Origin of the sequence: Methylorubrum sp. POS3 (assembly GCF_043352485.1) — a bacterium.
Classification (GTDB): Bacteria; Pseudomonadota; Alphaproteobacteria; order Rhizobiales; family Beijerinckiaceae; genus Methylobacterium; species Methylobacterium suomiense.
This window is the reverse complement of record NZ_JAPRBT010000001.1, coordinates 1,431,051-1,454,101: the sequence shown is the minus strand read 5'-3', so window position 1 is coordinate 1,454,101 and position 23,051 is coordinate 1,431,051. Positions and strand designations below refer to the sequence as shown.

At 69.4% G+C, this 23,051-nt stretch carries 28 protein-coding genes; 18 read left to right on the top strand and 10 right to left on the bottom strand.

Annotated features, from left to right (window positions below; genetic code table 11):
* Position 1: 1 nt before the first annotated feature.
* The 3 genes from OWC43_RS06915 to OWC43_RS06905 all read left to right on the top strand — a co-directional run bounded on the left by OWC43_RS06915 (position 2) and on the right by OWC43_RS06905 (position 1,496).
* Positions 2-391, top strand: a complete 390-nt coding sequence (locus tag OWC43_RS06915; RefSeq protein WP_393956151.1) for a type II toxin-antitoxin system RelE/ParE family toxin — start codon at positions 2-4, stop codon at positions 389-391.
* Positions 375-698, top strand: a complete 324-nt coding sequence (locus OWC43_RS06910) for a helix-turn-helix domain-containing protein (RefSeq protein ID WP_393956150.1) — start codon at positions 375-377, stop codon at positions 696-698. The genes OWC43_RS06915 and OWC43_RS06910 overlap by 17 nt, the downstream gene beginning before the upstream one ends.
* Before the next feature lie 111 nt (positions 699-809).
* Positions 810-1,496 (top strand): DsbA family protein, encoded by a 687-nt coding sequence (locus OWC43_RS06905; RefSeq protein WP_393956149.1) that lies wholly within the window; start codon positions 810-812, stop codon positions 1,494-1,496.
* 106 nt (positions 1,497-1,602) lie between these two features.
* Here OWC43_RS06905 and OWC43_RS06900 read toward each other — a convergent pair whose 3' ends face one another.
* A complete protein-coding gene (locus OWC43_RS06900) occupies positions 1,603-2,622 on the bottom strand; it encodes a gamma carbonic anhydrase family protein (protein WP_137828943.1) in 1,020 nt (339 codons plus the stop codon).
* A gap of 151 nt (positions 2,623-2,773) precedes the next feature.
* Between OWC43_RS06900 and OWC43_RS06895 the strand changes: the two genes are divergently transcribed.
* The 5 genes from OWC43_RS06895 to OWC43_RS06875 all read left to right on the top strand — a co-directional run bounded on the left by OWC43_RS06895 (position 2,774) and on the right by OWC43_RS06875 (position 6,339).
* A complete protein-coding gene (locus OWC43_RS06895) occupies positions 2,774-3,229 on the top strand; it encodes a molybdenum cofactor biosynthesis protein MoaE (protein ID WP_137828942.1) in 456 nt (151 codons plus the stop codon).
* Positions 3,230-3,287: 58 nt separating this feature from the next.
* A complete protein-coding gene (locus OWC43_RS06890) occupies positions 3,288-4,445 on the top strand; it encodes an AI-2E family transporter (protein WP_137828941.1) in 1,158 nt (385 codons plus the stop codon).
* A gap of 153 nt (positions 4,446-4,598) precedes the next feature.
* Positions 4,599-5,282, top strand: coding sequence for a uracil-DNA glycosylase family protein (locus tag OWC43_RS06885; protein WP_393958507.1), 684 nt, complete (start codon positions 4,599-4,601; stop codon positions 5,280-5,282).
* Positions 5,282-5,980: an orotidine-5'-phosphate decarboxylase gene (gene pyrF / locus OWC43_RS06880; RefSeq protein ID WP_393956148.1), complete on the top strand. Its 699-nt coding sequence runs from the start codon at positions 5,282-5,284 to the stop codon at positions 5,978-5,980. Before OWC43_RS06885 ends, pyrF begins: the two co-directional genes overlap by 1 nt.
* A 2-nt stretch (positions 5,981-5,982) precedes the next feature.
* Positions 5,983-6,339, top strand: a complete 357-nt coding sequence (locus OWC43_RS06875; protein WP_137828939.1) for a DUF1330 domain-containing protein — start codon at positions 5,983-5,985, stop codon at positions 6,337-6,339.
* Between the two features lie 120 nt (positions 6,340-6,459).
* Here OWC43_RS06875 and OWC43_RS06870 read toward each other — a convergent pair whose 3' ends face one another.
* The gene (locus OWC43_RS06870) at positions 6,460-7,089 is read right to left on the bottom strand and encodes a TetR family transcriptional regulator (RefSeq protein ID WP_393956147.1); all 630 of its coding nucleotides are present in this window, start codon (positions 7,087-7,089) and stop codon (positions 6,460-6,462) included.
* Positions 7,090-7,566: 477 nt separating this feature from the next.
* Between OWC43_RS06870 and OWC43_RS06865 the strand changes: the two genes are divergently transcribed.
* A complete protein-coding gene (locus OWC43_RS06865) occupies positions 7,567-9,255 on the top strand; it encodes a methyl-accepting chemotaxis protein (protein WP_393956146.1) in 1,689 nt (562 codons plus the stop codon).
* 19 nt (positions 9,256-9,274) lie between these two features.
* Here OWC43_RS06865 and OWC43_RS06860 read toward each other — a convergent pair whose 3' ends face one another.
* On the bottom strand, positions 9,275-9,472 hold the full coding sequence (locus OWC43_RS06860; RefSeq protein WP_137828936.1) for a hypothetical protein: 198 nt from the start codon (positions 9,470-9,472) through the stop codon (positions 9,275-9,277).
* Positions 9,473-9,577: 105 nt separating this feature from the next.
* Positions 9,578-10,060, bottom strand: coding sequence for a dUTP diphosphatase (gene dut / locus OWC43_RS06855; protein ID WP_393956145.1), 483 nt, complete (start codon positions 10,058-10,060; stop codon positions 9,578-9,580).
* 151 nt (positions 10,061-10,211) lie between these two features.
* On the opposite strand from dut, the gene OWC43_RS06850 reads away from it, so the two are divergent.
* The 3 genes from OWC43_RS06850 to OWC43_RS06840 all read left to right on the top strand — a co-directional run bounded on the left by OWC43_RS06850 (position 10,212) and on the right by OWC43_RS06840 (position 12,327).
* Positions 10,212-10,973: a DUF429 domain-containing protein gene (locus tag OWC43_RS06850; protein ID WP_393956144.1), complete on the top strand. Its 762-nt coding sequence runs from the start codon at positions 10,212-10,214 to the stop codon at positions 10,971-10,973.
* A 12-nt stretch (positions 10,974-10,985) separates the two neighbouring features.
* Positions 10,986-11,516 (top strand): NUDIX hydrolase, encoded by a 531-nt coding sequence (locus tag OWC43_RS06845; RefSeq protein ID WP_393956143.1) that lies wholly within the window; start codon positions 10,986-10,988, stop codon positions 11,514-11,516.
* Between the two features lie 127 nt (positions 11,517-11,643).
* Complete coding sequence (locus tag OWC43_RS06840; protein WP_393956142.1) at positions 11,644-12,327, top strand: carbonic anhydrase; 684 nt, start codon at positions 11,644-11,646, stop codon at positions 12,325-12,327.
* Positions 12,328-12,444: 117 nt separating this feature from the next.
* On the opposite strand, the gene OWC43_RS06835 is transcribed toward OWC43_RS06840, so the two are convergent.
* A complete protein-coding gene (locus OWC43_RS06835; RefSeq protein WP_393956141.1) occupies positions 12,445-13,149 on the bottom strand; it encodes a DUF4142 domain-containing protein in 705 nt (234 codons plus the stop codon).
* 403 nt (positions 13,150-13,552) lie between these two features.
* Here OWC43_RS06835 and OWC43_RS06830 point away from each other — a divergent pair, with 403 nt between their 5' ends.
* The 3 genes from OWC43_RS06830 to bfr all read left to right on the top strand — a co-directional run bounded on the left by OWC43_RS06830 (position 13,553) and on the right by bfr (position 15,574).
* On the top strand, positions 13,553-14,416 hold the full coding sequence (locus OWC43_RS06830; RefSeq protein ID WP_393956140.1) for a universal stress protein: 864 nt from the start codon (positions 13,553-13,555) through the stop codon (positions 14,414-14,416).
* A gap of 334 nt (positions 14,417-14,750) precedes the next feature.
* Positions 14,751-15,026: a bacterioferritin-associated ferredoxin gene (locus OWC43_RS06825; RefSeq protein ID WP_137828929.1), complete on the top strand. Its 276-nt coding sequence runs from the start codon at positions 14,751-14,753 to the stop codon at positions 15,024-15,026.
* Positions 15,027-15,076: 50 nt separating this feature from the next.
* Positions 15,077-15,574: a bacterioferritin gene (gene bfr / locus OWC43_RS06820; RefSeq protein WP_137828928.1), complete on the top strand. Its 498-nt coding sequence runs from the start codon at positions 15,077-15,079 to the stop codon at positions 15,572-15,574.
* Between the two features lie 123 nt (positions 15,575-15,697).
* Here bfr and msrA read toward each other — a convergent pair whose 3' ends face one another.
* Both msrA and msrB read right to left on the bottom strand, forming a co-directional pair.
* The gene (gene msrA, locus OWC43_RS06815; protein WP_393956139.1) at positions 15,698-16,432 is read right to left on the bottom strand and encodes a peptide-methionine (S)-S-oxide reductase MsrA; all 735 of its coding nucleotides are present in this window, start codon (positions 16,430-16,432) and stop codon (positions 15,698-15,700) included.
* Entirely contained in the window at positions 16,429-16,938 is a 510-nt protein-coding gene (gene msrB, locus OWC43_RS06810) for a peptide-methionine (R)-S-oxide reductase MsrB (RefSeq protein WP_393956138.1), read from the bottom strand. The genes msrA and msrB overlap by 4 nt, the downstream gene beginning before the upstream one ends.
* 330 nt (positions 16,939-17,268) lie before the next feature.
* On the opposite strand from msrB, the gene OWC43_RS06805 reads away from it, so the two are divergent.
* The 3 genes from OWC43_RS06805 to OWC43_RS06795 are packed head-to-tail and all read left to right on the top strand — an operon-like array spanning position 17,269 to position 19,714.
* Positions 17,269-18,483: a homoserine O-acetyltransferase gene (locus tag OWC43_RS06805; protein ID WP_137828926.1), complete on the top strand. Its 1,215-nt coding sequence runs from the start codon at positions 17,269-17,271 to the stop codon at positions 18,481-18,483.
* A 17-nt stretch (positions 18,484-18,500) separates the two neighbouring features.
* Positions 18,501-19,190, top strand: a complete 690-nt coding sequence (metW, locus tag OWC43_RS06800) for a methionine biosynthesis protein MetW (protein WP_137828925.1) — start codon at positions 18,501-18,503, stop codon at positions 19,188-19,190.
* Entirely contained in the window at positions 19,187-19,714 is a 528-nt protein-coding gene (locus OWC43_RS06795) for an AAA family ATPase (RefSeq protein WP_393956137.1), read from the top strand. Before metW ends, OWC43_RS06795 begins: the two co-directional genes overlap by 4 nt.
* Positions 19,715-19,844: 130 nt before the next feature.
* Here OWC43_RS06795 and OWC43_RS06790 read toward each other — a convergent pair whose 3' ends face one another.
* From OWC43_RS06790 to OWC43_RS06780, 3 genes are all read right to left on the bottom strand, one after another.
* A complete protein-coding gene (locus tag OWC43_RS06790) occupies positions 19,845-20,636 on the bottom strand; it encodes a lysophospholipid acyltransferase family protein (protein ID WP_393956136.1) in 792 nt (263 codons plus the stop codon).
* Positions 20,637-20,701: 65 nt separating this feature from the next.
* Positions 20,702-22,459, bottom strand: coding sequence for a gamma-glutamyltransferase (ggt, locus tag OWC43_RS06785; protein ID WP_393956135.1), 1,758 nt, complete (start codon positions 22,457-22,459; stop codon positions 20,702-20,704).
* A 106-nt stretch (positions 22,460-22,565) separates the two neighbouring features.
* Positions 22,566-22,850 carry a hypothetical protein gene (locus OWC43_RS06780; RefSeq protein ID WP_393956134.1) on the bottom strand — a complete coding sequence of 95 codons (285 nt, stop codon included), beginning with the start codon at positions 22,848-22,850 and terminating at the stop codon, positions 22,566-22,568.
* Positions 22,851-23,051: the final 201 nt, after the last annotated feature.

Here is a 23,051-nt window from a genome sequence, read left to right as displayed (position 1 = left end):
TATGACCGACGACGATGCTGTTGGAAAATTCCCGCGTGCCTTCAAGACCGCCGTCTTTGCCCGCTCGGCCCGCAAGGCACGCCTTGCCGACGCCGATTTGTGTCAAGCCCTTCGAGAAGTTCTGCTTGGACAAGCGGAGGATCTTGGTGGTGGAGTTTTCAAGAAGCGTCTGAACAAGAATCAGCATCGGAGTATCATTCTGGCAAAAGGCGGTCGGTACTGGATCTATGAGTACCTTTTTGCCAAGAAAGATCGTAGCAATATCAACGATGATGAGTTGAGAGATTTCAGATTGCTCGCCAAGAGTTACGCTGCGCTGAGCCAGGAACAAGTCGATCGGCTCGTATCCGATAAGGATCTGCTGGAGATCTGCCATGACGGCAAAACGTAAATACAGAAGCGACGTATCCGAAGCGCTTCATACCTCGGCAGCGATGCTTCACAAAGTCGGAGCATTGGACAAGGCCACGATGCGCGACTTCGATGCCCGCCATTTGGCCATGCCGGACATGATCGAGCCGGCCCAGATCAAGCAGATCCGCGAAACCAACAACGTCAGCCAGCCGGTTTTCGCGCGCTATCTCAACACCAGCGAGAGCACGGTCGAGAAGTGGGAGACCGGTGCCAAGCGTCCCAGCGGCATGGCTTTGAAACTTCTCTCGGTCGTCCGAAAGCACGGCCTGCAGGTTCTCGCCTGAGGGCCACGCGGTCTCATGGCTCGTGACGGAACGGCGGAAGGGTCGAAGCCGAACTTAAACCATTCTTGCCCCTATCCTGCGCTTCATTCCTCGCTGTTCCGGTCGTTCGCGATGCCTCTTTCCCGCCGCCGCTTCCTCGCCACGTCGCTCGGCCTCGCGGTCGCGGGGCCTGCCGCCGCGCAGAGCTACGGCCAGTTCTTCAAGGTCGAGAACGACGAGGGCCGTCCGGTCGCGAACATGCGGCTGCCGGGCGAGATCACCGGCCAGATCCAGGAACTGCGCGGCGTCACCTATCTCGGGCCCCGCGAGGCCGAGGTCACGCTCTACGAGTTCTTCGACTACAACTGCCCCTGGTGCCGCAAGGCGGCGGCCGATCTCACCGCGCTCTCGGGCAGCGACGCGGCCTTGCGCATCGGCCTCGTCCACAACCCGATTCTGTCGCCGATGTCGGCCCAGGCCGCGAAGGTCTCGCTCGCGGTGCAGCGCAAGCTCGGCTCGGCGGCCGCCTTCGCCTTCTACGGACAATTGCTGGCTACCAGGGGGCAGATCGACGGTCTCAAGGCCCTCGAGACGGCGGCCAAGACCGGTGTGTCCCGGGCCGAGCTCGAACAGATCGCCGACAGCGAGGAGGTGCGCCAAGCCCTGCGCGCCCACATGAACGTGGCGGCCAATCTCGGGCTGACCGCAACCCCGTCCTACGTGCTGGGCAATACCGGGGTGCTGGGCCATCCCGGTGTCAAATCGCTCGCTCGGATGATCGCGGCGGTCCGGCGCTGCGATCAGATCGCCTGCGGCTGAGAGACCGATCCGGGCAGACGATCGCCGAACGACGCCGTCGGCTGATCAGAAGCGCGTCGAGGCGTCGATTTCTCCCGTCATCGACCGACAACGGCGGAGGGTTCGTTCATCCCTCCGCGTCCTGCAGGGCCCGGTATTCCCGCCCGTGGCGGCAATAGCCCTCGACGATATGCGCCATCATCGCCCGCTTCTTCGGATCGAGGGCGCCGAGGATGCGCGCGGGGCGTCCGCCCCAGAGATGGCCGCCTTCGAGCAGCTGGCCCGGATCCGTGGTCGAGCCGCCGGCGAGCATCACGTCGTCGGCCACCACCGTGCCCGGCGCCAGCACCGAGCCGATGCCGATGAGCGACCGGGCGCCGATCCGGCAGTCATTCATGCGGACATTGTGGCCGATGGTGGTGTCGCGGCCGATCACCACGCCCTCGCCGCGGGTGCGGATCACCGTGTTGTCCTGGATGTTGGTGTCGGCGCCGACCACGATCGGGCCGACCTCCGCGGCGAGCTCGCAGGAGAACAGCACCGTGGCGCCCGCGCCCAGGGCGATGCGGCCCGACAGCCGGGCCGTGCGGGCCACGAACACGCTCTCCTCCACCTCCGGCGGAACCGGATCCGGGCCGGTGGCGCTCTCGTCGGCGGCCTCGCGCAGCCGCTCGGCCCGCTCGGCGATCTCCGCGAGCGTCACCGGGCGCAGCCGCTTGGCCGGGTTGCCGCCATAGGCGAAGCCCCCTTCCAGGGTGGAGCGCGGGAAGATGGTGGCGCCGGCCTCGATCAGCACGCCGTCGCCGACCGTCGCGCCGTCAAGGATGATCGCGTCGTCCTCGATCACCACGTCCGAACCGACGGTGCAGGCATGCACCACGGCGTTGCGGCCGACCGTGACCCGGTCGCCGATATGGGTCGGCAGCGATTCGGTGGCGATGTGGACGGTCGAGCGGGCCCCGAGCCAGAAGCGCTCCCCCGCGGTGATGACTTGGCCATCGCTGCGGATCACGCTGTCGTCGCCGAGCCAGGCCTGGGCTCCGAGGGAGGCGGTGCCGATCACCGTGCTGCCGCGCCCGCACCACACGGGCCGCGAGGCGAAAACGGGGAGGACGCCGTCGTAGGGCAGGATCAGGTCGGGCGTCACGGGCGGCTCGTCTGCTGGCAAGGCCGGCGCGCCGTGGCGCGTTGGCATCGATGAGCCATATAGGCGCACGGGGCGTTGGGGTAGGTCGAGACCCGCGCCGAGGCCTTCAGCCCTCTGCCGGCGTCCGGCACGGCCCTTCAAGTCGAGTGCGATGAATCCGGTCAGCATCCAGTCCGAGCCCTTCGACACCGCCGCCGAGATCGCCCGCGTCGAAGCGGATCTGATGGGGCGCGCCGGTGCGGTCGTGACCTTCTCGGGGCTCTGCCGCGACGAGGGCGGGCGCCTCGCCGCCCTGGAGCTGGAGCATTATCCGGGCATGGCGGAGGCGGAGATCGGCCGCGTGGTCGAGGAGGCGCGCGCCCGCTGGCCGGTCCAGGCCGTGCGGGTGATCCACCGCCACGGCCTCGTGCGCCCGGGCGAGGGCATCGTGCTGGTGGTCACCGCCTCGCCCCACCGCAAGGCGGCCTTCGGGGCGGCCGATTTCCTGATGGACTATCTCAAGACCCGCGCCCCGTTCTGGAAGCGCGAGCACCTCGCCGACGGCACCACCGGCGGCTGGGTCGAGGCGACGGCCGCCGACGAGGCCGCCGCCGAATCCTGGGCCTGAACGCGGGCTCGATTCGGCCCCGATCCCCGACACGTCTCCCCGACACTTCGCGCAAGAGATGACATCCCCGATGAGCGAACCCTCCTCCATCGGGCCGCGCCGGCTCGCGGCCGCCGGCATCGCCGTCGTCGCCTTCGCGGCCGGGCTCTGGCTGGCCTGGACCGCCGCGGCGACGTTGCTCCTCATCTTCTCCGGCATTCTCCTCGCCGTCTTCCTCGACGGACTGACCCGGGCACTCGGCCATATCCTGCCGCTGCCCCGGGCCCTGCGGTTGACCCTCGTCGTGCTGGCGCTGACCGGCCTCTCCCTCGGCCTCGTCGCCTTCGGCGGCGCCACGGTGACGAGCCAGGCGCGCGACCTCGGCACCACCGTGCGCCAGCAATCCGAGACGGTGCGGACCTGGCTCAAGGATCACGGCATCGAGCTCGATTTCTCGCAGCAGGGCGGCGGCGAGGCGGGCAACGCGGCGCCCAAAGCCGATCCCAAGCCGGACGAGGACGGCAAGGACGACAACGGCCGCAAGCAGGGCGGCCTCGCGGGCCTCGCCTCGGGTGCCCTGAAGAGCCCCGGCTCGCTTCTCTCGGATGCCGGCAGCGTGCTCGGGCCGGCGGCGACCGTCGTGCTCGGATTGTTCAACGCCCTCGGCAACGTCCTCGTCATCGCCTTCCTGGGCATCGCCATCGCGGCCGATCCGGGCAGTTACCGGAACGGGGCCCTGCGCCTCGTGCCGGTGCGCCACCGCGACAAGGGCGCCCGCGTCCTCGACGGGTCGGGCGAGACCCTGCGGCACTGGCTGTTCGGCCAGCTTCTGACCATGGCGGCGATCTTCGCCCTCACCTGGGCCGGACTCTCCTTCCTCGGCATCGGCGGCGCGCTGATCCTCGGCTTGCAGGCGGGCCTGCTGGCCTTCGTGCCGACCATCGGCCCGATGATCGCGGGTGCCATCATCGTGCTGAGCAGCCTCGCCTCCGGCTTCAATGCGGCGCTCGGGGCGGCGGGCGTCTATCTCGCGGTGCAGGCGGCGGAGAGCTACGGCCTTACCCCCTTCATCCAGCGCCGCGCCCTCGACCTGCCGGCGGCCACGATCTTCGCCGGCCAGCTCCTGCTCGGCGTGCTGTTCGGGCTATGGGGCGTGGCGCTGGCGCTGCCCCTCGTCGCGGTGATCAAGGTGCTGCTGGAGGAACTCTACATCGAGGACGCGCCCGGCGAGGGCTAGAACCGCATGCGGGCGCGGTGATCCGGGTCCGCAAGGCGAACCTTCTGCGGTCGCCTGACGCTGAAACGTCATCGGGGCTTCGAGCCTGGTCGTCCCATGGGGCGCGGATGACGCATCGTGGGGCGAGCCCGGCTGCTCCATCTTCCGGGCGTCATGCTGTCCGACCCCTTCGCCACCACCGCTGCGGCCCTGCGCGCCTGCCGGATCTGCCGCGACGCGCCCCGCTTCGGGGCGGCCCTGCCGCACGAGCCGCGCCCCGTGGTGCAGGGCAGCGCCACAGCCCGCCTGCTGATCGCGAGCCAAGCGCCGGGCAACCGGGCGCATCGCAGCGGCGTGCCGTTCTGCGATCCCTCGGGCGTCCGCCTGCGGGCCTGGCTCGGCCTCTCGGAGGCCGCGTTCTACGATGCCGCGCGGGTGGCGATCCTGCCGATGGGGGCCTGCTTTCCCGGTCTCGATGCCAAGGGCGGCGACCGCCCGCCCCGGCGGGAATGCGCACCCGCCTGGCGCTCCGCTTTGCTGGCCGGCTTGCCGGAGCTCGATCTGATCCTGGTGATCGGTCAGTACGCGCAGGGCTGGCATCTCGGCCGCCCGCCCGGCGGCCTGACCGCGACGGTCGCGCGCTGGCGAGACATCCTCGAGGCCTCATCGCGGCCGCGCATCCTGCCGCTGCCGCACCCGTCCTGGCGCAACAACGGCTGGCTGCGAAAGAACCCCTGGTTCGAGGCGGAGCTGCTGCCGGTGCTGCGGGCGGAGGTCGCCGCCGTGATGGGATCTGCGTTGACAGACGCGCCCGGGGAGAGGATCGCTGCCCGCGGTTCTTTTCCTTCGAGCGCCTGATGCCGGACATCGCCGACCCCCGCGACCGCCTGATCGTTGCCCTCGACCTGCCCGACGTCGCCGCGGCCGAGCGGCTCGTCGAGCGCATCGGCGACGCGGCGACCTTCTACAAGATCGGCTATCGCCTCGGTTACGCCGGTGGCCTCGCCTTCGCCGAGCGCCTCGCCCGGCAAGGCAAAAAGACCTTCCTCGATCTCAAGCTGCACGACATCGGCAACACCGTCGAGGAGGGGGTGCGCTCGGCCTCCGGCCTCGGGGCGACGTTCCTGACAGTGCACGCCTATCCGCAGACCATGCGGGCCGCCATGAAGGGGCGCGGGAACGGCCTCAAGATCCTGGCGGTGACGGTGCTCACCTCCTACGACGACGCCGATGCGACCGAGGCCGGATACGCCCTGCCGGTGGCGGAGTTGGTGGCGCAGCGCTCGGCCCAGGCCCGCGACATCGGCATCGACGGCATCGTCTGCTCGGCGGTCGAGGCGGAAGCGGTGCGCCGGGTCGTCGGGGCCGAATGCCTGATCGTGACGCCGGGCATCCGCCCGGCCGATGCGGCCCTGGGCGACCAGAAGCGCGTGATGACGCCGGGGCAGGCGCGCGCGGCCGGCATCGATCATGTCGTGGTCGGGCGTCCGATCACCGGAGCCGACGATCCCCGCCGGATCGCCGAACGGATCGTCGCCGAGATGGAGGGAGCGTGAGCATGACCCAAGGTACGGCAAGGGGATATTGGATCGTCCGGGTCGATGTGCGGGACGCGGAGGCCTACAAGGCCTATGCGGCGGCCAATGGTGCCGCCTTTGCCCGCTTCGGCGGTCGCTTCCTCGTGCGGGGCGGCGCCTACGAGGCGGTGGCCGGCACGGCACGGGCCCGCAACGTGATCGTCGAGTTCCCCAGCTACGAGGCGGCGCTCGATTGCTGGAAATCGGACCTCTACCAATCCGCCCGCGCCCTGCAGAAGGATGGGGCCGAGGCCGATATCGTGGTGATCGAGGGCTATGACGGCCCGCAGCCGAACGTGTCGGAGCCGGCCCCGACGCCGGGCGCCGCCTCGGAGTGAGGCGGCGCCGACCGGCGGTCTAGAGCACGATGCGGAAAAGTGGAATCCGGTTTTCCGGAATCATCGTGCGACCACAAAGAGATAGAGCGTGCTGCTGTTTCCGTAGAAATGCAGCACGCTCTAGCGCCCGGACACCCCGAGGGCGCCGAGCAGGAACGCGATCATGGTGGGCAGCGGCGGCAGGGCGGTGTCGTGCTGTCGGCTCACCAGCAGGGGATGGCAGTAGCGCACGATCGCGGCGTGCAGGCAGGCGGCGGCGGCCTTGGGATCAGCAACCGTGAGGCTGCCCTCGCGCACGCCGTCCTCGATCATGCGCCGGAACACGGCCTCGATCCGGTCGACATGCGCTTGGCAGACCGACCAGCTCTCGCTCATCGCCGCCTCGACCATCTCGTGGACGCGCGGATGCGCCTCCCAGCGTCGGCGGCAATCGGTGTGCAGGGCCGTGATCACGCGGGCGAGGCGCTCGGGCGCGTCGAGCTTCGGCGTGTCGGCGATCGCCGCGATCATCCCCTCGATCTCGCCGGTCACCCGTTCGACCACCGCTTCGTTGATCGCCTTCTTCGAATCGAAGAAGCGATACACGTTGGCCGGACTCATCTTGAGGGTCCGGGCGATGTCGGCGACCGTGGTCTTCTGGTAGCCGATCTCCCGGAAGGAACGGGCCGCCACCTCCACGATCCGCTCACGGGTCGTCGGGGCCGTCTCCTCGACGGGGGGCGGGATGAGATGGGCCGTCGCGGCAGGCATTGTCGTGAGTACCTAAGCCTCGCATTGGGATGCGTCAAAGTGGCCGCAGGATCGCTCGAAGCCCATCGACCCACATCCCAAATCGTATCACCGACGATCCGTTCCCCGCGAGGGTTCGGCGACGATAAAGGCAACGCACCCGTATCCCCCGTGACCCGTCGCTCTCAAGTAAGCGCGGATGTTTCGGCCCTCGGGCACCGCTCGGCGATGAGACCTGAAAGGCTGTAGCTCTTCCGCTCAAGATACGATCCTCGAGCATTGATTGGTGAGCGGAGCGGCGAATCTCGAAACAAGGCTCGGCCGTGTGACAACGCAACAGCGTCGTCTCGAATCCCGGTGTCTGGAGCAGTGCTTTCATCATCGGGCTGCATGTTTGGGAAGGTATTGTTAACCTAAGCTGTGCAGCCTGCACGCATGGGTTTCTTCTCGCGCTCATCCTCCCGTTCTCCCGCCCCGGCGTCGGCGGAGGCAGGGTCCGTGTCCCCGGTGGAGGCGGCCGAGGTCGCGCCGTCCGCCGTATCCGAGCCGGCGACCCTCGCCGACCACGCGACGATCGACGCGGTCGAGGCCGACGTCTTGAGCGCGATCACCGGTGTCGGCGACTCGATCGTCGCGACCCGCGACGAAGTCGGTCGGATGCAATCCGGCGTTGCCCGTATCCGTGCGCAGATGGAGCAGCTGTCGACGGCCGCCGAGGGCGCCGCCGGAATGGCCGCGGGCATGCTCGACACCAGCCGTACGCTGTCCTCGACTTCGGGGCGCATCGCCGATGCCATGGACGAGGCCGGCCACCACCTCGCCACGGCCAACGATCGGTCGGTGCAGGCCCGCGACCTCCTCGCCGAATTGGAGCGGGCGGGCCACGAGATCGCCAGCGTCGTCGAGACCATCGCGGCGGTCTCGCGCCAGACCAATTTGCTCGCCCTCAACGCCACCATCGAGGCGGCCCGGGCCGGTGAGGCGGGACGCGGCTTCGCGGTCGTGGCCGGCGAGGTCAAGGCGCTCGCCGTCGAGACCGGCCGCGCCGCCGCCGAGGTGCGCGACCGGATCGCCCGCCTGCGCGAGGGAGCGAGCGCCTCGGGCTCGGCCATCGCCGCGATGGCGGGGGCGGTCGAGGCGATGCGTCCGGCCTTCGCCACCGTGCGCGGCATCGCCGAGGATCAGGCCGCCACGGTGGGCACCCTCGCCGCCGAGGCGCAGCAGACGGCAAACTTCGTCTCCGGCGTCAGCCGCGATGCCGGGGTCGCGACCGCCGCCACGGTGGAGATGGACGATCTCGCGGTGCGGGCCGAGGGCACCAGCGCCGCGGCCGCGACGCAGACCGAGGCCCTCGGTCGTCGCTTCGTCGCCGTGATCCGCCAGACCGAGATGGGCGACCGCCGCCGCTTCGACCGCTATCCGGTGGAGCGCGCCGTGACGCTTCCCAACGGTCGCGGCCAGACGGCGGATCTCAGCCTCGGCGGTGTTCTGGTCCGTCCGGAGGGAACGGCGCCCGCGCCCGGCACGCGCCTGTCCCTGGAGATCGAGCGGATCGGTCGGCTCGATGCCCGCGTCGTGGCGGCGAGCCCCCTCGGCCTGCACTGCGCTTTCGAGAGCCTGTCGGCTGCCGCCGACGCCTCCCTGCGGGCGACCCTCGCCGAGATCGAGGCCGAGTACGCACCGCTGGTCGCCCGCGCCCAGGACATGGCCGCGCGCATGGCCGAGGCGATGGAGGCCGAGATCGCCGCCGGGCGCCTGACGCCGGAGGCCCTGTTCGACACGGCCTATCGGCCGATCCCCGGCACGGACCCGCAGCAATTCCTGAGCGAGGCGGTCGCACCGCTGGAGCGCCTGATGCCGCCGCTGATCGAACCGCCGCTCGTCGCCGACGAGGGGATGCTGTTCTGCATCCCGACCGACCGCAACGGGTTCCTGCCGGTCCACAATGCCCGGGTGTCGCAGCCGCAACGACCGGGCGATCCGATTTGGAACAATGCCCATTGCCGCAATCGGCGCATCTTCGACGACCGGACCGGCATCACCGCCGCGCGGTCGACGCGGCCCTTCACCGTGCAGGCCTATCGTCGCGAGGTCGGGCGCGACATGATCCTCGTCCGCGAGGTCGATGCGCCGATCCGCATCCTCGGGCGCCACTGGGGCGCCTGCCGGACGGCTTATCGTCTGTGAGGCATGGCGGGGCGGCGGATTACGACCCGAACTGCGAGCCGAGCTGCTCCAGATACTCCGCGAGGTCGAGGCCGCCGACGCGCCGTCCGTACTCGAAGCGCATGCCGCGGCGGATATCGATCCGGCTCGACCGGGTGTTGAGCGTGAACGGCTTCACGCAGATCCAGGCACCGTCGTTGCGATGCTCGAAATAGCCGAGGATCTCGTGGGCGGCCATGGCGTCTCGTCCGGGCTTTGGGGGTTCGGCCTGATCAACGGACGAGTGAGGGAAAAGTTCGCGCGAGCGAGCCAGTAAGTCGTTATACGGCCAAGCTTATCCCGGTCAGCGAAGCCCGGTCGAACCGAACCCGCCCCGACCGCGCCGGCCCGATGCTTCCTCGTCCCTCTCACCGTCGACGAGATCCTCGATCAGCTCGAAATCCGGCCGCACGATCCGGGTGAACACGATCTGGGCGATGCGCTCCCCCGGCTCGATGCGGATCGGATCGCCCGCGGGATTGCGATTCCAGGCGGAGATCAGGAGCGGCCCCTCGTAATCGGCATCGATCACCCCGGTGCCGTTGCCGAGCACGAGGCCGTCGCGATGGCCCCGCCCCGAGCGGGGATGGACCAGCCCGCACCATTCGGGATCGCCGATCCGCACGGAGAAGCCGGCCGGGATCAGCACGGCCGTTGCCTGGGGCGCGAGCAGGAGCGGCGCGTCGAGGCAGGCATGCAGGTCGAGCCCAGCCGAGCCGGGGCTGCCCCAACGCGGAAAGCCCCAACCTTGGAGCCGGGAATCGAGGATGCGGAGCCCGACCTTCATGGATGGGCCTTCCCCGAGAACCGTTTCGTCGCATCCTCGCGCAAGCGCTTGCCCCGTATCGGTGTGGTGGGTGCGATTGTCCTCGAAGCCGAGCGGGGGAGCAATCGTGCCGAGCGACCCGAATAGCGGTCGGAATGTCGAGAGAGAACCGATGGCGCGCTGGATCGCGGGATTGGACGGCAGCCGCGGTGCCTGGGCCGGCCTGCTCCTCGACCGCGACGATCCCAGCCGCTGGCGCGCCGCCCGCTTCGCCCGGGTGCGCGACGTCCTCGAAGCGCCGGAAGCGCCGGACGTCGTCGGCATCGACATACCGATCGGCCTGCCCGAGCGTATCCGCGACAAGGGACGTTCGGCCGACCGCGCGGCGCGGGCGCTGCTCGGTCGCAAGCGCACCAGCGTGTTCCCGGTGCCGCCGCGGGCGGCGGTCTACGCCGCGGATTACGAGGCGGCCAAGGCCCTGTCGCGCGCGCTGTCCGAGCCGCCCTTCGCCCCCTCGATCCAGTGCTGGAACATCGTCCGGTCCATCAAGGAGGTGGACGCGCTCCTGCGGGCGGAGCCGGACTTCCGGACGCGGGTTCACGAGGTGCATCCGGAGGTCGCCTTCTTCCGCCTCAACGGCGACCGGCCCCTGGCAGCCGGGAAGAAGGAGGCGGCGGGCCTCGCCGAGCGCCGGCGACTGCTCGCGGCGGCGGGTCTGGCCCCGGCCCTCGTCGCCTCCTCCCCTCCGCCGGGCGTGGCGGGCGACGACCATGTCGATGCCATGGCCGCCCTCGTCGTCGCCCGCGACATCTCGGAGGGACGCGCCACGCCGCTGCCGCCCGATTTCGAGCACGACGCGGAAGGGTTGCCGGTGGTGATCTGGGCACCGGCCAGCGGTCTCGGAGTGGGTCTCGGAGACGCCGGGATTTGCTGATAGGCGGGACGGATGAGCGATCTCGATCCGCCGACCCGCGACATCGCCCGCGCCCTGGTCTTCGACCCGGCCGGGCGTCTGCTGCTCATCGAGTACGAGGCCGTGCGCCCGATCAACCCCGACAAGCCGGATGCGCGCGGTTTCTGGTTCATGCCCGGCGGGGGGCTGGAGCCCGGCGAGACGCACGAGGAGGCCTGCCGCCGCGAACTGGCGGAGGAGATCGGCGTCGCCGATGTCGAATTGGGGCCGATGGTGGCGGTCTGCGACGGTCCGTTCCACCTGTTCCGCACGCCGCGCTACGCCCGCGAGCGCTACTTCGTGGTGAGGCTGCCCAACGACACGATCGACACGAGCCGGCTGGCGGAAACGGAGGACAATCCGGTCCGCGGTACACGCTGGTGGTGCCTTGACGCACTTGCCGCGAGCGAAGAGCGGGTCGAACCGGCCGGATTGGCGGCTTTGGCGCAACAAATCGTGACTGGGGACGTTCCGGGCACGCCTGTGCGTTTAAATTGGCGTAACGCACGACCCCGAGGCCGGTGACATCACCGGCAACAGGGTCATTCCGCCCGAGGCGGCGCCTGATGCGGCACTCCCCGTCCGACGCTCAAAAGGTCGATCGGGGCCGCAGATGCGCTGCCGCACCCGACCATAACCGGAGAGCGACACGATGTTTCCTGAGGTTCTGACGGAAGGCTACAAAACCTTCCTCGGTGAGCGCCTGCCGAACGAGCGGCGCAAATACGAGGCGCTCGGCGCCGGCCAGGAGCCGGAGGTGCTGCTGATCGGTTGCTGCGACAGCCGCGTGGCCCCGGAGGTGATCTTCGACACCGGACCCGGCCAGATCTTCACGATCCGCAACGTCGCCAACATCGTCCCGCCCGCCGAAGACAACAAGGGCGAGAGCCATCACGGCACGTCCTCGGCCCTCGAATTCGCGGTGGTGGCCCTCAAGGTCAAGCACATCGTGGTGATGGGCCACGCGACCTGCGGCGGCATCAAGGCCGCCGGCCTCGGCTCCGATCCGCTCTCGCAGGGAAACTACATCGGCAATTGGGTGTCGCTGGTCGAGCCGGCCAAGAAGACCCTCGCCGATGCCGGCGATCACAAGGACAAGGAGGGTTACCTCACCCGCCTCGAATACGCGATGGTCGGCCAGAGCCTGCAGAACCTCATGACCTTCGACTTCGTGCGCAAGGCCGTCGAGGCGGGCGAGCTTCACTTGCACGGCGCGCATTTCGGCATCGCCACCGGCGAGCTGCGCGTGCGTGATCCGGAGAGCGGCGAGTTTCGGCCGGTCGTCAACCGCGACGGTCAGCCCCTGAGCCCCTCCGCTCTGATCAACTGCAACTGACCGGATCGGCCGGGCGGCGTTCATTCTCTGCCCGGTCGTTTCCCCATCGTCGAACGCAAAAAGAAGCGGCGGGCCTCTCGGCCCGCCGCTCTTTCGTTACCGAATGGATCGCTGGACTCAGCGGGCGCCCGGCAGGCGCTGGGCCATCGCGTAATGCTGCTGCAGCACCGGCACGGCCTGCTGGGCATAGTTGCGCAGGGCCGGGTTCGGGCCCGACTGGGCGTAGGTCTGGTGCATCTGCAGCGACATCTGGTGCGACATCACCTGCTGGCGGCCGTAGAGCCGGTCGAATTGCGGGCCGGCCGGAGCAGCGGACAGCTCGGCGAGCATCTGCTGCTGCTGCGGGTTCAGGCGACCGCCGAGACCGGTGCCCGCCGTGGTGTCGATATCGAAAGCCTGGCTTCCCGCCGCCGCGCCGCGCGCCGCACCGGCACCGGCGCCCTGAAGGCCGCCGACCGGACCACCCTGGAGCGTACCGCCGACGGCACCGGCCGCCGCACCCGTGGCCGCGCCGACCGCGCCACCCGCGACCTGCAGCGGAGCCTCGATGAGGCCGCCGATCGGACCGCCGATGCCACCCGCGACCACGTCGCGCCCGCCGCCGGTCAGCGCCACGGCCGCGGCGTGATGGTCACGGATCGCTTCCTTCGCGAAGGCGCGTACCGCCGGGTTGCGGCTCTTCTGCAGGGCGATCTGGCTCGACTGAATCTCGAACGAATTGGCTTGCAGGGCATCCACGCGGAAATCGCCCGAGCTCTGGGCGAAGGCAGGGGTGGCCATGACGGCGACGAGCGCGGATGCGATGGCGTAATTCTTCAGCATACGAAACCTCTGATCAGGAAAGATCGACATGGGTTTTGGCCTCACAGACCGGCTGAACCGGTCGAGGCCGTGATATCGACTTCGGTCCGACAACCGCCGTTTGCGCGCATGGTTCCCCGAACTTGATTTCGGGCATCTCAGATCTTGTTGGATACGGACAAGCTTGTCGGCTCAGATCAGACTTCGTCCCGGCCATGGGCGGCTCATCGCGCATCAGGCGCGGCCGAGGTCAGGATGAATCTTGGTTAACGGATACGCGACCTGCGGCACGGCCCATCTCGGCAGGGGATGGCGACGACGGGTCCGGTTCCCCGCGCACCCGATTCGATCTAGCCTCTTTCCCCTCGCCCTTGCCGACGGAAATCCGCACCGTGAGGCTCCTGCCCGTTCGAGGAGGCTGGCCATGAAGACCCTGCTCGTCCCGGTCACGCTGCACGACGCCCTCCCCTCGGTGTTCGAGACGGCTCTCCTCGTGGCCCGTCGCTTCGGCAGCCTGATCGAAGGGGTCGCGCTGCGTCCCGCGCTCGCCGAATACGTTCCGGTCGACATGGTCGGCGGCATGACCTGGCTGCGCGACGAGGAGGCCGACCAGGCCGAGGCGCAGGATGCGGGCGCCCGCTTCGTCGCAGCCATGGAGGCTGCGGGCCTGCCGCGCCGCGAGCCCGGCGCCGTGTGCTCGCCGGACGCGTCCGCCAATGCCGGCGCGCGCTATCGCTGGCGTCCCGACGTGCCGCCGGGCGACGCGTTTCTCGGTCAATATGCCCGCCTGTTCTCGGCGACCGTGGTCGGTCGGCCGGGCCCGGAGGACGGCGCTCCGCGCATGACGACCTTCGAGACCGCCCTGTTCGAGAGCGGGCGCCCGATCCTCCTCGCCCCGCCCGAGGCGCCCGCATGCCTCGGTGAGTCGATCCTGATCGCCTGGAACGGCTCCACCGAGACGGCCCGCGCCATCGCCTTCGCCATGCCGTTCCTGCGCCGGGCCCGTCGCACCCTGGTGCTCAGCGCCGAGGGTGGCATGGTGCCGGGGCCGAGCGCCGAGGATGTCGCCCGGTCCCTGGCCCTGGAGGGCATCGAGGCCTCGCACAAGGAGCTGTTGGCCGGACGCCGGACACCGGGCGAGCTCTATCTCGACACCGCCGAGAGCGTCGGCTGCGACCTGATCATCAAGGGGGCCTATACCCAGAGCCGCCTGCGCCAGATGATCTTCGGCGGACCGACCAGCCACATCCTGTCGCAGGCACGGGTGCCGGTTCTGATGGCGCATTGAGCGCATCACCGCGAATCCCGTTTCATCGATTCGCCGGGCAAGTCCTTGCCCGCGCTCGATTGGTGGGCTTCCCCAAGGGGTTTGACCGATCTCCCCACGCGTCTCGGAATAAGGACGGGAGATGTCTCGCGCGCCATTCAAGAGCGCGTGTCAAGAGTTGCCAGGCTTCGGCGTCGCCGCTAAAGTCCTGAAAGGCTTGAACTTTTCAATTATTCTAATCTGAGAGCGTCCGGTCACCGGCTTCCGGCGGCGTCTTGCGGAGAAGGATTGAGAAGCTTCCAGCACCGCCGTCTCCCGGCGGATTCCGACAGGCACGACAGGTTCGCGATCCCCTATGATCGTCTGCTCTTGCAACGTCCTCTCCGACGGACAAGTCCGTGCGTGCCTCACGCCGGGGCCCGGCTGTCCGCGCACCCCCGCTCAAGTGTATGGTTGCCTCGGATGCAGCGCGAAATGCGGGCGCTGCGCCCGCACCATCCGCTCGATCCTGCGCAGCGCCCTGGCCGAGGCCGACAACCAGGCGGGGCATGATTGTACGAGCAGCTGCAATTCGGCTTGCAGTTTGGGATCATTCCAAACTACAAGAGACCCCGAGGGCGTCGCTGCCTGAGACGAATCGTCTGATCGTCCCGACGCCTCTCGTCAGAGGAGTAAGGGTCGATGAAGGGTGATGCGAAGGTCATCGAATATCTTAACCGGGGCCTGCGCAGCGAGCTGACTGCTGTTAGCCAGTATTGGCTCCACTTCCGCCTGCTGAACGACTGGGGTTACGTCAACCTCGCCAAATTCTGGCGCAAGGAATCCATCGAGGAGATGAACCACGCCGATCGGTTCATCGATCGGATCCTGTTCCTCGACGGCTTTCCGAATCTCCAGGAACTTGACCCGCTGAAGATCGGGCAGAACGTCCAAGAGATCATCGAGTGCGATCTTGCGGCCGAAAATGGCGCCCGGGCGCTCTACCTTGAAGCTGCCAAGTATTGCGACTCGATTAACGATCGCGTCTCCAAGAATCTGTTCGAGGAACTGGCCACCGACGAGGAAGGCCATATCGACTTCCTCGAGACGCAGCTCGACCTGATTGGCCAGATCGGTCTGCCGCTCTACGCCCAGAGCCATATCGGCGGGCTTCAGCAGATCGAGCCCGAGAAGGACTGATCCTTTCGGAGCGCTCCCTCCCCCTGCTCTTCCCTCTTGGGGAGGGCCAGGGGTGGGAGGTTCAGGATGAGACGTGACGGTGCCGTTCCCCGACGTCCACCCTCACAGCGGGTGAGTCGAGGCTTACGCCTTCGACTTGCCGACCAGAACCGGCTGCGGGTTCGCCCGCTCCGGGAAGAACGCCTTGAGATCCTGCAGCTTCGGCGCATCGTTGGCGACGATGTAGCCGTTGTTCGGATGCAGGGTCATGTAGTCCTGATGGTAGTCCTCCGCCGGGTAGAAGGCGGCGTTGGGCTCGATCTTCGTGGCGATCGGCCGGGAGAACGTCTTCGCGGCGTCGAGCTGGCCGATATAGGCCTTGGCGATCCGCGCCTGCTCGGCATCGGCCGGGAACACGGCCGAACGGTATTGCGGGCCGGTATCCGGGCCCTGGCGGTTCACCTGGGTCGGGTCGAGCGCCACCGAGAAGAAGATCTGAAGCAACTCGTCGTAGCGGATGACCGCCGGATCGTAGGTGATCTGGACGGCCTCGGCATGGCCGGTGCGGCCGGTGCCGACCTCCTCGTAGCGGGCGCTCGCCTTGGTGCCGCCGGCATAGCCGGACACCGCCTGTTTCACGCCCTTCACGTGCTGGAACACGCCCTGCACGCCCCAGAAACAGCCGCCCGCGAGGGTCGCGGTGCGAAGCCCGGCGGTTTCCTGGGCCTGCTCCGCCGCATCGGGCAGGCGCCGACCGGCTTCCTCGGCGGAGACCGGCGCGAGGGGCAGCACGGTGGCGGCCAGCAGGCCGAGCCCGGCCAAGCCGCCGAGCAGCAGCGATTTCGGGGAATGCGAATGACGGGGGGTGTCCGAGTTCACAGCGCGGCTCCCTTCTGGTCGGTGGCGGGCTCGAAGCGCAGGGCCACGCCGTTCATGCAGTAGCGCAGTCCGGTGGGGCGCGGCCCGTCCTCGAAGACGTGGCCGAGATGGCCGCCGCAGCGCCGGCAATGCACCTCGGTGCGGCGCATGCCGTAGGCGGTGTCGACCTGGGTGCCGACCGCCTCCGGCAGGGGCTGGTAGAAGCTCGGCCAGCCGGTGCCGCTCTCGAATTTGGTCTCCGAGGCGAACAATGGCAGGTCGCAGCCGGCGCAGGAGAAACGGCCGGCCCGCTTCTCCTTGTTGAGCGGGCTCGTCCCCGCCCGCTCGGTGCCGTGCTCGCGCAGGACCGCGTAGGCGGCCGGGCTCAGGGCCTGGCGCCACTCGGCCTCGGTCTTCGTCACCTCGAAGGTTTTGGCGGCTTCGGCCCAGGCCGGGCCGGCGAAGCGCGCGGCGGCGAAGAGACCGAGGAACGAGGCGCCGGCACGCAGGGTCTGACGGCGGTTCATGGAAGACCTCCGGCGGGTTGGCCCGAAACGGGGTCGCCGAAGCGGGCGAAGCGAAGCATCGTGCGCAATCGATAGCATGAAAGCCCCGCCGCCGCCGCCGGGCGAACCGCCGCATGGGTGGCGCCGCGCGGCTCGGGCCATTCGGGGCGCCTCGCCGGCACGACCGCGCGTTGACGCTTGACCGGGTGGGTATTACCTCCGGTGCAGGTTCGGCCGAGAGCTGCCCCGTCGAAGGCGCCGCGGCCCGGACTCCCGAAATCTTGCGGGATGCGCGGAGGACGGGCGGCTCCTCTGGCGGGCCGGCTCCGGGCTCGGCATCCGGGACGCGCGATGGATTCGACCCTCACCCACACGGCCGAGCCGGGCATCGGGACCGCCCCACGCGACGATGCGCGCCGCGGCAGCGAGGTTTCGCAGGCCATGGACCCGCGCAGCCCGGTGATGCGCTTCTCCGCCGACGAGCCCCTGGCGATGGATTCCGGCGCCCGGCTCGGACCCTTCCAGATCGCCTATCAGACGGCGGGGACGCTCAATGCGGATCGCTCCAACGCGGTCCTGATCTGCCATGCGCTGACCGGCGACCAGCATTTCGCCCATCGCCATCCGGTGACGGCCAAGCCCGGCTGGTGGGAGACCCTGGTGGGGCCCGGCAAGCCGGTCGACACCGATCGCTACTTCGTCGTCTGCTCCAACGTGATCGGCTCCTGCATGGGCTCGACCGGTCCCGCCTCCCTCGATCCGGCGACCGACCGGCCCTACGGCCTCGATTTTCCGCTCGTGACGATCCGCGACATGGTCCGCGCCCAGGCGATGCTGCTCGACCGGCTCGGCGTACCCGACCTCTTCCTCTGTATCGGCGGTTCGATGGGCGGGATGCAGGTGCTGCAATGGGCCTCGCTCTTCCCGGAGCGGGTCTTCGCCGCGATGCCGATCGCCACCGGCCCGCGCCACTCGGCGCAGAACATCGCCTTCCACGAAGTCGGACGGCAGGCGATCATGGCCGATCCGGCCTGGGAGGACGGCCGCTATCTCGAAGCCGGCACCCGGCCCTCGAAGGGGCTCGGCGTCGCCCGGATGGGCGCGCACATCACCTACCTGTCGGAGCCGGCGCTCCACCGCAAGTTCGGCCGCCGTCTCCAGAACCGGGCCGCGCCGACCTTCTCCTTCAACGCCGATTTCCAGATTGAGAGCTACCTGCGCCACCAGGGGCTCTCCTTCGTCGAGCGGTTCGACGCCAACGCCTATCTCTACCTCACCCGCGCGATGGACTATTTCGACCTCGCCGAGGACCATGGCGGCGTGCTGGCCGAGGCCTTCCGCGGCTCCAAGACCCGCTTCTGCGTGATGTCCTTCACCTCCGACTGGCTGTTCCCGACGGCCGATTCCCGCGCCATCGTCCACGCGCTCAACGCGGTCGCCGCCCCCGTCGCCTTCGTCGAGGTGGAGAGCGACAAGGGCCACGACGCCTTCCTCCTCGACGAGCCGGCCATGTTCTCCGCCGCCCGCGGCTTCATCGACGCCGCGGCGCGGGCGCGCGGCCTGTGAGCGGCGGACACACCGCCGTGGAGACGGAACGCTTCACCGACGCTGCTTCCGACGCCCCGTGGGACGCCGCCGAGGGCCTGCCCCGCGAGGCCGGGGCGCGCATCGACCATATCGTCGTGCTCGGCCTCGTGCCGCCGGGCGCGCGGGTGCTCGATATCGGCTGCGGTGACGGCTCGCTTCTGGCGCTGCTGCGCGACCGGCGCGGGGTCGACGGGCGCGGCATCGAGCTGTCGCGCGAGGGCGTCAACGCCTGCCTCGCCCGCGGCCTGCCGGTGATCCAGGGCGACGCCGACACCGATCTCGCCAACTATCCCGACGGCGCCTTCGACGTCGTGATCCTGTCCCAGACCATCCAGGCGACCCGCAACCCCCGGATCGTGCTGGAGCATCTGCTCCGCATCGGGCAGCAGGTCGTGATCTCGTTCCCGAATTTCGGCCATTGGCGGGTGCGGGCCGAACTCGCCTTCCGCGGCCGGATGCCGGTGACCGAGACCATGCCGGAGGCGTGGTACGAGACGGCCAACATCCACCACTGCACCATCCGCGACTTCGTCGGCCTGTGTCGCCTCGTCGGCGCCCGCATCGAGAAGGCCACGGCGCTCGACGTGCGCGGCCGCCCGATGCGCTTCTCGATGCCGTGGTGGTTCTGGAACCTGATCGGCGCGCAGGGCGTGTTCCTGCTGCGGCGGGGTCGTCCGAAGGCGTGAGCGAGCGGCTCGATCCGGCCTCGCGGCGCATCGTCGTGCTGGGTCCACCGGGCAGCGGGAAGACGACCCTCGCCCGACGCCTCGGTGCCCGGCATGGGCTCCCGGTGTTCCATCTCGACCATGCCTATTGGCGGCCGGGTTGGGTGGAGGCGGGATCGGACGCGTTCCGCGACGAAGTCGAGCGCATCGCCACCCTTCCGTCCTGGATCGCGGACGGCAATTATCTCGGCACGATCGGTCCCCGCTTAGCGGCTGCCGACACGGTGATCTATCTCGATCGGCCGGCTTGGCTCTGTACCGCACGCGTCCTGCGGCGCACCCTGTCGAGCCTCGGTCGCGTGCGTCCCGAGGGGCCGCAGGGCTGCCCGGAGCAACTGACTCTGGAGTTTCTGCACTACACCGCGACGTGGAATCGAAAACGGCGTGAGCGCTGCCTCGCTCTGATCGAAGGCTTCCCTGGCCGCCGAATCATCCTGCGCGGGCGGGACGCGTCGCGCTTCCCCCATCCATCCCCCTCATCCTGAGGTGGCGGCGCGAAGCGGCGCCCTCGAAGGAGGGCTCCAGGGATCGCGGTGATTTGTGGAGCCCTCCTTCGAGGCCCGCCGAGGCGGGCACCTCAGGATGAGGGGATTTGATCGAAAAAGGGGCGCCGCCTCACAGTGTCCCGGACCCGTCCGGTGACGGCTCGGCGCCGCCCACCGGCACCGCGACGGGGTGGCCCTGGCGGGCGAGGTCGGCGCGGCCCTCCGCCAGCAGGGCGGTGGAGGCGGTCTCGATGCGCTCCTGCACGGTGTTCAGGAACTGGATGCGCGGCAGCCCCGGCGGAATGACGGGCAGGAACTCGATGACGGTGGTGCCGGGCATCCGGCGGAAGCCCCGGCGGCGCCAGTACAAGCCGGTGTTGAGCGCCACGGGCAGGCAGGGCACGTTCAGCGCGGTGTAGAGATGGGAGGCGCCCTGCTTGTAGGCGGGCGGCGCGCCGGCCGGGCGGCGGGTGCCCTCGGGGAAGATGATGAGCTGGCGGCCCTGACCGATGGCGGCTTTGGCGGACGCGTTCATCGCTGCCATGACCTTGCTGCCCTTGGCGCGATCAATCGGCACCATGCCGCCGCGGGCGAAGTACCAGCCGACGATCGGTGTCCACATCAGCTCGCGCTTGAGGACGTAGGCGAAATCGTCGAAGGGGATCGTCAGAGCCAGGGTCTCGAGGGCCGATTGGTGCTTGGCGGCGACCAGCAGCGGCCCCGGCGGGATGTTGTGCAGGCCGCGGAACTCGACCCGGGTGCCGCCGACCACCCGCAGCAGCCAGAGCACCGTCCGGCCCCAGAACTGCGCCACCCGGATCACGCCCTTGCGCGAGACGAAGGCGGGCAGGCCCCCGATCGCGATCAGCGCCGTCGCGACATAGAAGCAGAGGTTGAAGGCGAGCGAGCGGAGGAGGAGCATCGGCGGTCCGGAGAGGCTGGCGCTCCTTTAGCTCGCGCGCCCGCGCTTGCCCACCGCCGCGTGTCTCAATGCCCCTCGGCCAGCGTCCCCCGCTGACGTGGGTCTGAGGCGCCCGCGAGGAATCCGTCCTCGGCCATCACCGAATTGGCCGAGCCCGAACTCGCCCCGACCTTCACCGGATGGCCCTTGGCGCGCAGCAGGGCCAGGGTGTCGGGAGAGACGCCCTCCTCCACCATCAGCATGTCGGGCTGCCACTGATGGTGGATGCGCGGCGCGGCGACCGCCTCGGCGAGGTTCATCCGGAAGTCGAGCACGTTGACGATCACCTGCAGCACCGTGGTGATGATGCGGCTGCCGCCGGGGCTCCCGGTGACGAGATAGAGCTTGCCGTCCCGGAACACGAAGGTCGGCGTCATGGAGGAGAGCGGGCGGGCGCCTGGGGCCACCGCGTTCGCCTCGCCCCCGACCAGGCCGTAGGCGTTGCGCGCGCCGGTCTTGGCGGAGAAATCGTCCATCTCGTTGTTGAGCAGCACCCCCGTGCCCTCGGCCACCAGCCCGATCCCGTAGGAGAAGTTGAGCGTGTAGGTGTTCGAGACCGCGTTGCCCTCGGCATCCACCACCGAGAAATGGGTGGTCTGATCCGATTCGTAGGGCAGCGGGTCGCCGGCCTTCACCTCCGTGGCGGGGCGCGCCCGCTCCGGGTCGATCGTTGCGCGGATCGCGGCCGCGTAGGGTTTGGACGTGAGACCCGCCACCGGAACCTTGGTGCGGGCCGGGTCGCCGAGCCAGGTGGCGCGATCGGCATAGGCGGGCTTCATCGCCTCCGCCATGAGATGAAGTGCGGCCGCGCTGCCGGTGCCGAGTTTGGCCAGATCGTACCCCTCCAGCACGTTGAGGATCTCGATGAGGTGGACCCCGCCAGAGCTGGGCGGCGGCATCGAGACGATCTCGTAGCCGCGATAGGTGCCGCGCACCGGCTGGCGGATCTCCGGCCGGTAGGCGGCGAGATCGGCCGCCGTCATGATGCCGCCCGCGCCCTGTACCGCATCCGCGATCTTCTGGGCGATCGTGCCTTCGTAGAACGCGTCCGGCCCGCGCTCGGCGATGGCCTTGAGGGTGTCGGCGAGGTCGGTCTGCTTCAGCGTCGCCCCGCGCGGCAGAACATGATCGCCCTCGAAGAAGATCTTCCGGCTCGACGGCCACGCCCCGAGCAGTCCGGAGGCGCGCGGCAGGGAATCGGCGAGCCCCGACTCGACCGGGATGCCCGCGCGGGCGAGCGTCTCGGCCGGCGCGATGAGTTCGGCGAGCGTCAGCTTGCCCGAGCCGTAGCGGCGATGCGCTTCCGCCAAGCCCCGCACGGTGCCCGGTACCCCGACCGCCTTGCCGCCGCGGGTGGAGGCGGCGCGGTCGGGCTCGCCCTTGGCGTCCAGGAACATGTCGGCCGCCGCCGCCGCGGGGGCAGTCTCGCGGTAATCGATCGCCACCGTCTCGCGGTTCGCGGCCCGGTGGACCATCATGAAGCCGCCGCCGCCGAGATTGCCCGCCCGCGGCAGGGTCACGGCCAGGGCGAACCCCACCGCCACCGCCGCGTCGATGGCGTTGCCGCCCTTCTCCAGCACCGCGACCCCGACACGGGTCGCCAGCGCCTCCTGCGACGAGACCATGCCGCGGGTCGCCAGCACCGGCAGCAACCGCGCCGCATCCGATTGGATCGGCGGCGGTTCGGGAGCGGTGGGAAGGGAGCCCGGCGTGACGTCCGCCTGCGCCCAGGCCGGGCCTGCGAGAACGAGGAACGCGAGGGCGAGGCGAAGTCGGAGCGTCATGCGAGACGATCTAGCCCCCGGCCCGGCCGCGGCCAGCCGGCGCGCGCGATTCCCCTGCCCGCACCGGCTTCCTCCAAAGCCGGTTCCTCCCTTTCGGGCCGGAGCTTTATTGCCCGCTGATCGACGGGCCGCCGGCCGCACCGCCGGTGCCGGGCGGGCCGCTCGTCGGTGTCCCACCGATCACGGCACCGGGTGTCCCTCCGACGACCGCCGGACGGTTCGGGATGCCGCCGGTACCGGGACCGGTGACGGGCGCGTCGCCCGTGGCCGAGGCCTTCGGGCTCGGCGGCGAGGGGACCGCGGATGGGCCCTCGCGCTGGCTGGACTGCGCTAGGGCGTGCGCGGTCGGAAGGGTCAGGACGAGCGCTAGGGCGAGCGGAAGATGCCGCATGGAGGGCCTGCGAGGTCAGAATGCCGGAAGCGGCGGGTTCTGACGAACACCGGCACCGGACCGGAGTTCCGCGCCGTTCGGGAAGGCTTCGCCCGGCTCTCTCGCTTTCTCCCACCCACACCTTCATCCTGAGGTGCTGCGGAGCCTCGCAGGCGGGCTCCAGCGTATCGCGCGACGTCTGGAGCCCTCCTTCGAGGCTCC

What these genes read in the sequence shown, in the direction of transcription:
- OWC43_RS06915 (WP_393956151.1), top strand. Translation starts at nt 2, where the DNA reads ATGACCGACGACGATGCTGTTGGAAAATTCCCGCGTGCCTTCAAGACC.
- OWC43_RS06910 (WP_393956150.1), top strand. Translation starts at nt 375, where the DNA reads ATGACGGCAAAACGTAAATACAGAAGCGACGTATCCGAAGCGCTTCAT.
- OWC43_RS06905 (WP_393956149.1), top strand. Translation starts at nt 810, where the DNA reads ATGCCTCTTTCCCGCCGCCGCTTCCTCGCCACGTCGCTCGGCCTCGCG.
- OWC43_RS06895 (WP_137828942.1), top strand. Translation starts at nt 2,774, where the DNA reads ATGAATCCGGTCAGCATCCAGTCCGAGCCCTTCGACACCGCCGCCGAG.
- OWC43_RS06890 (WP_137828941.1), top strand. Translation starts at nt 3,288, where the DNA reads ATGACATCCCCGATGAGCGAACCCTCCTCCATCGGGCCGCGCCGGCTC.
- OWC43_RS06885 (WP_393958507.1), top strand. Translation starts at nt 4,599, where the DNA reads ATGCTGTCCGACCCCTTCGCCACCACCGCTGCGGCCCTGCGCGCCTGC.
- pyrF (WP_393956148.1), top strand. Translation starts at nt 5,282, where the DNA reads ATGCCGGACATCGCCGACCCCCGCGACCGCCTGATCGTTGCCCTCGAC.
- OWC43_RS06875 (WP_137828939.1), top strand. Translation starts at nt 5,983, where the DNA reads ATGACCCAAGGTACGGCAAGGGGATATTGGATCGTCCGGGTCGATGTG.
- OWC43_RS06870 (WP_393956147.1), bottom strand. Translation starts at nt 7,089, where the DNA reads ATGCCTGCCGCGACGGCCCATCTCATCCCGCCCCCCGTCGAGGAGACG.
- OWC43_RS06860 (WP_137828936.1), bottom strand. Translation starts at nt 9,472, where the DNA reads ATGGCCGCCCACGAGATCCTCGGCTATTTCGAGCATCGCAACGACGGT.
- dut (WP_393956145.1), bottom strand. Translation starts at nt 10,060, where the DNA reads ATGAAGGTCGGGCTCCGCATCCTCGATTCCCGGCTCCAAGGTTGGGGC.
- OWC43_RS06850 (WP_393956144.1), top strand. Translation starts at nt 10,212, where the DNA reads ATGGCGCGCTGGATCGCGGGATTGGACGGCAGCCGCGGTGCCTGGGCC.
- OWC43_RS06845 (WP_393956143.1), top strand. Translation starts at nt 10,986, where the DNA reads ATGAGCGATCTCGATCCGCCGACCCGCGACATCGCCCGCGCCCTGGTC.
- OWC43_RS06840 (WP_393956142.1), top strand. Translation starts at nt 11,644, where the DNA reads ATGTTTCCTGAGGTTCTGACGGAAGGCTACAAAACCTTCCTCGGTGAG.
- OWC43_RS06835 (WP_393956141.1), bottom strand. Translation starts at nt 13,149, where the DNA reads ATGCTGAAGAATTACGCCATCGCATCCGCGCTCGTCGCCGTCATGGCC.
- OWC43_RS06830 (WP_393956140.1), top strand. Translation starts at nt 13,553, where the DNA reads ATGAAGACCCTGCTCGTCCCGGTCACGCTGCACGACGCCCTCCCCTCG.
- OWC43_RS06825 (WP_137828929.1), top strand. Translation starts at nt 14,751, where the DNA reads ATGATCGTCTGCTCTTGCAACGTCCTCTCCGACGGACAAGTCCGTGCG.
- bfr (WP_137828928.1), top strand. Translation starts at nt 15,077, where the DNA reads ATGAAGGGTGATGCGAAGGTCATCGAATATCTTAACCGGGGCCTGCGC.
- msrB (WP_393956138.1), bottom strand. Translation starts at nt 16,938, where the DNA reads ATGAACCGCCGTCAGACCCTGCGTGCCGGCGCCTCGTTCCTCGGTCTC.
- OWC43_RS06805 (WP_137828926.1), top strand. Translation starts at nt 17,269, where the DNA reads ATGGATTCGACCCTCACCCACACGGCCGAGCCGGGCATCGGGACCGCC.
- OWC43_RS06790 (WP_393956136.1), bottom strand. Translation starts at nt 20,636, where the DNA reads ATGCTCCTCCTCCGCTCGCTCGCCTTCAACCTCTGCTTCTATGTCGCG.
- ggt (WP_393956135.1), bottom strand. Translation starts at nt 22,459, where the DNA reads ATGACGCTCCGACTTCGCCTCGCCCTCGCGTTCCTCGTTCTCGCAGGC.
- OWC43_RS06780 (WP_393956134.1), bottom strand. Translation starts at nt 22,850, where the DNA reads ATGCGGCATCTTCCGCTCGCCCTAGCGCTCGTCCTGACCCTTCCGACC.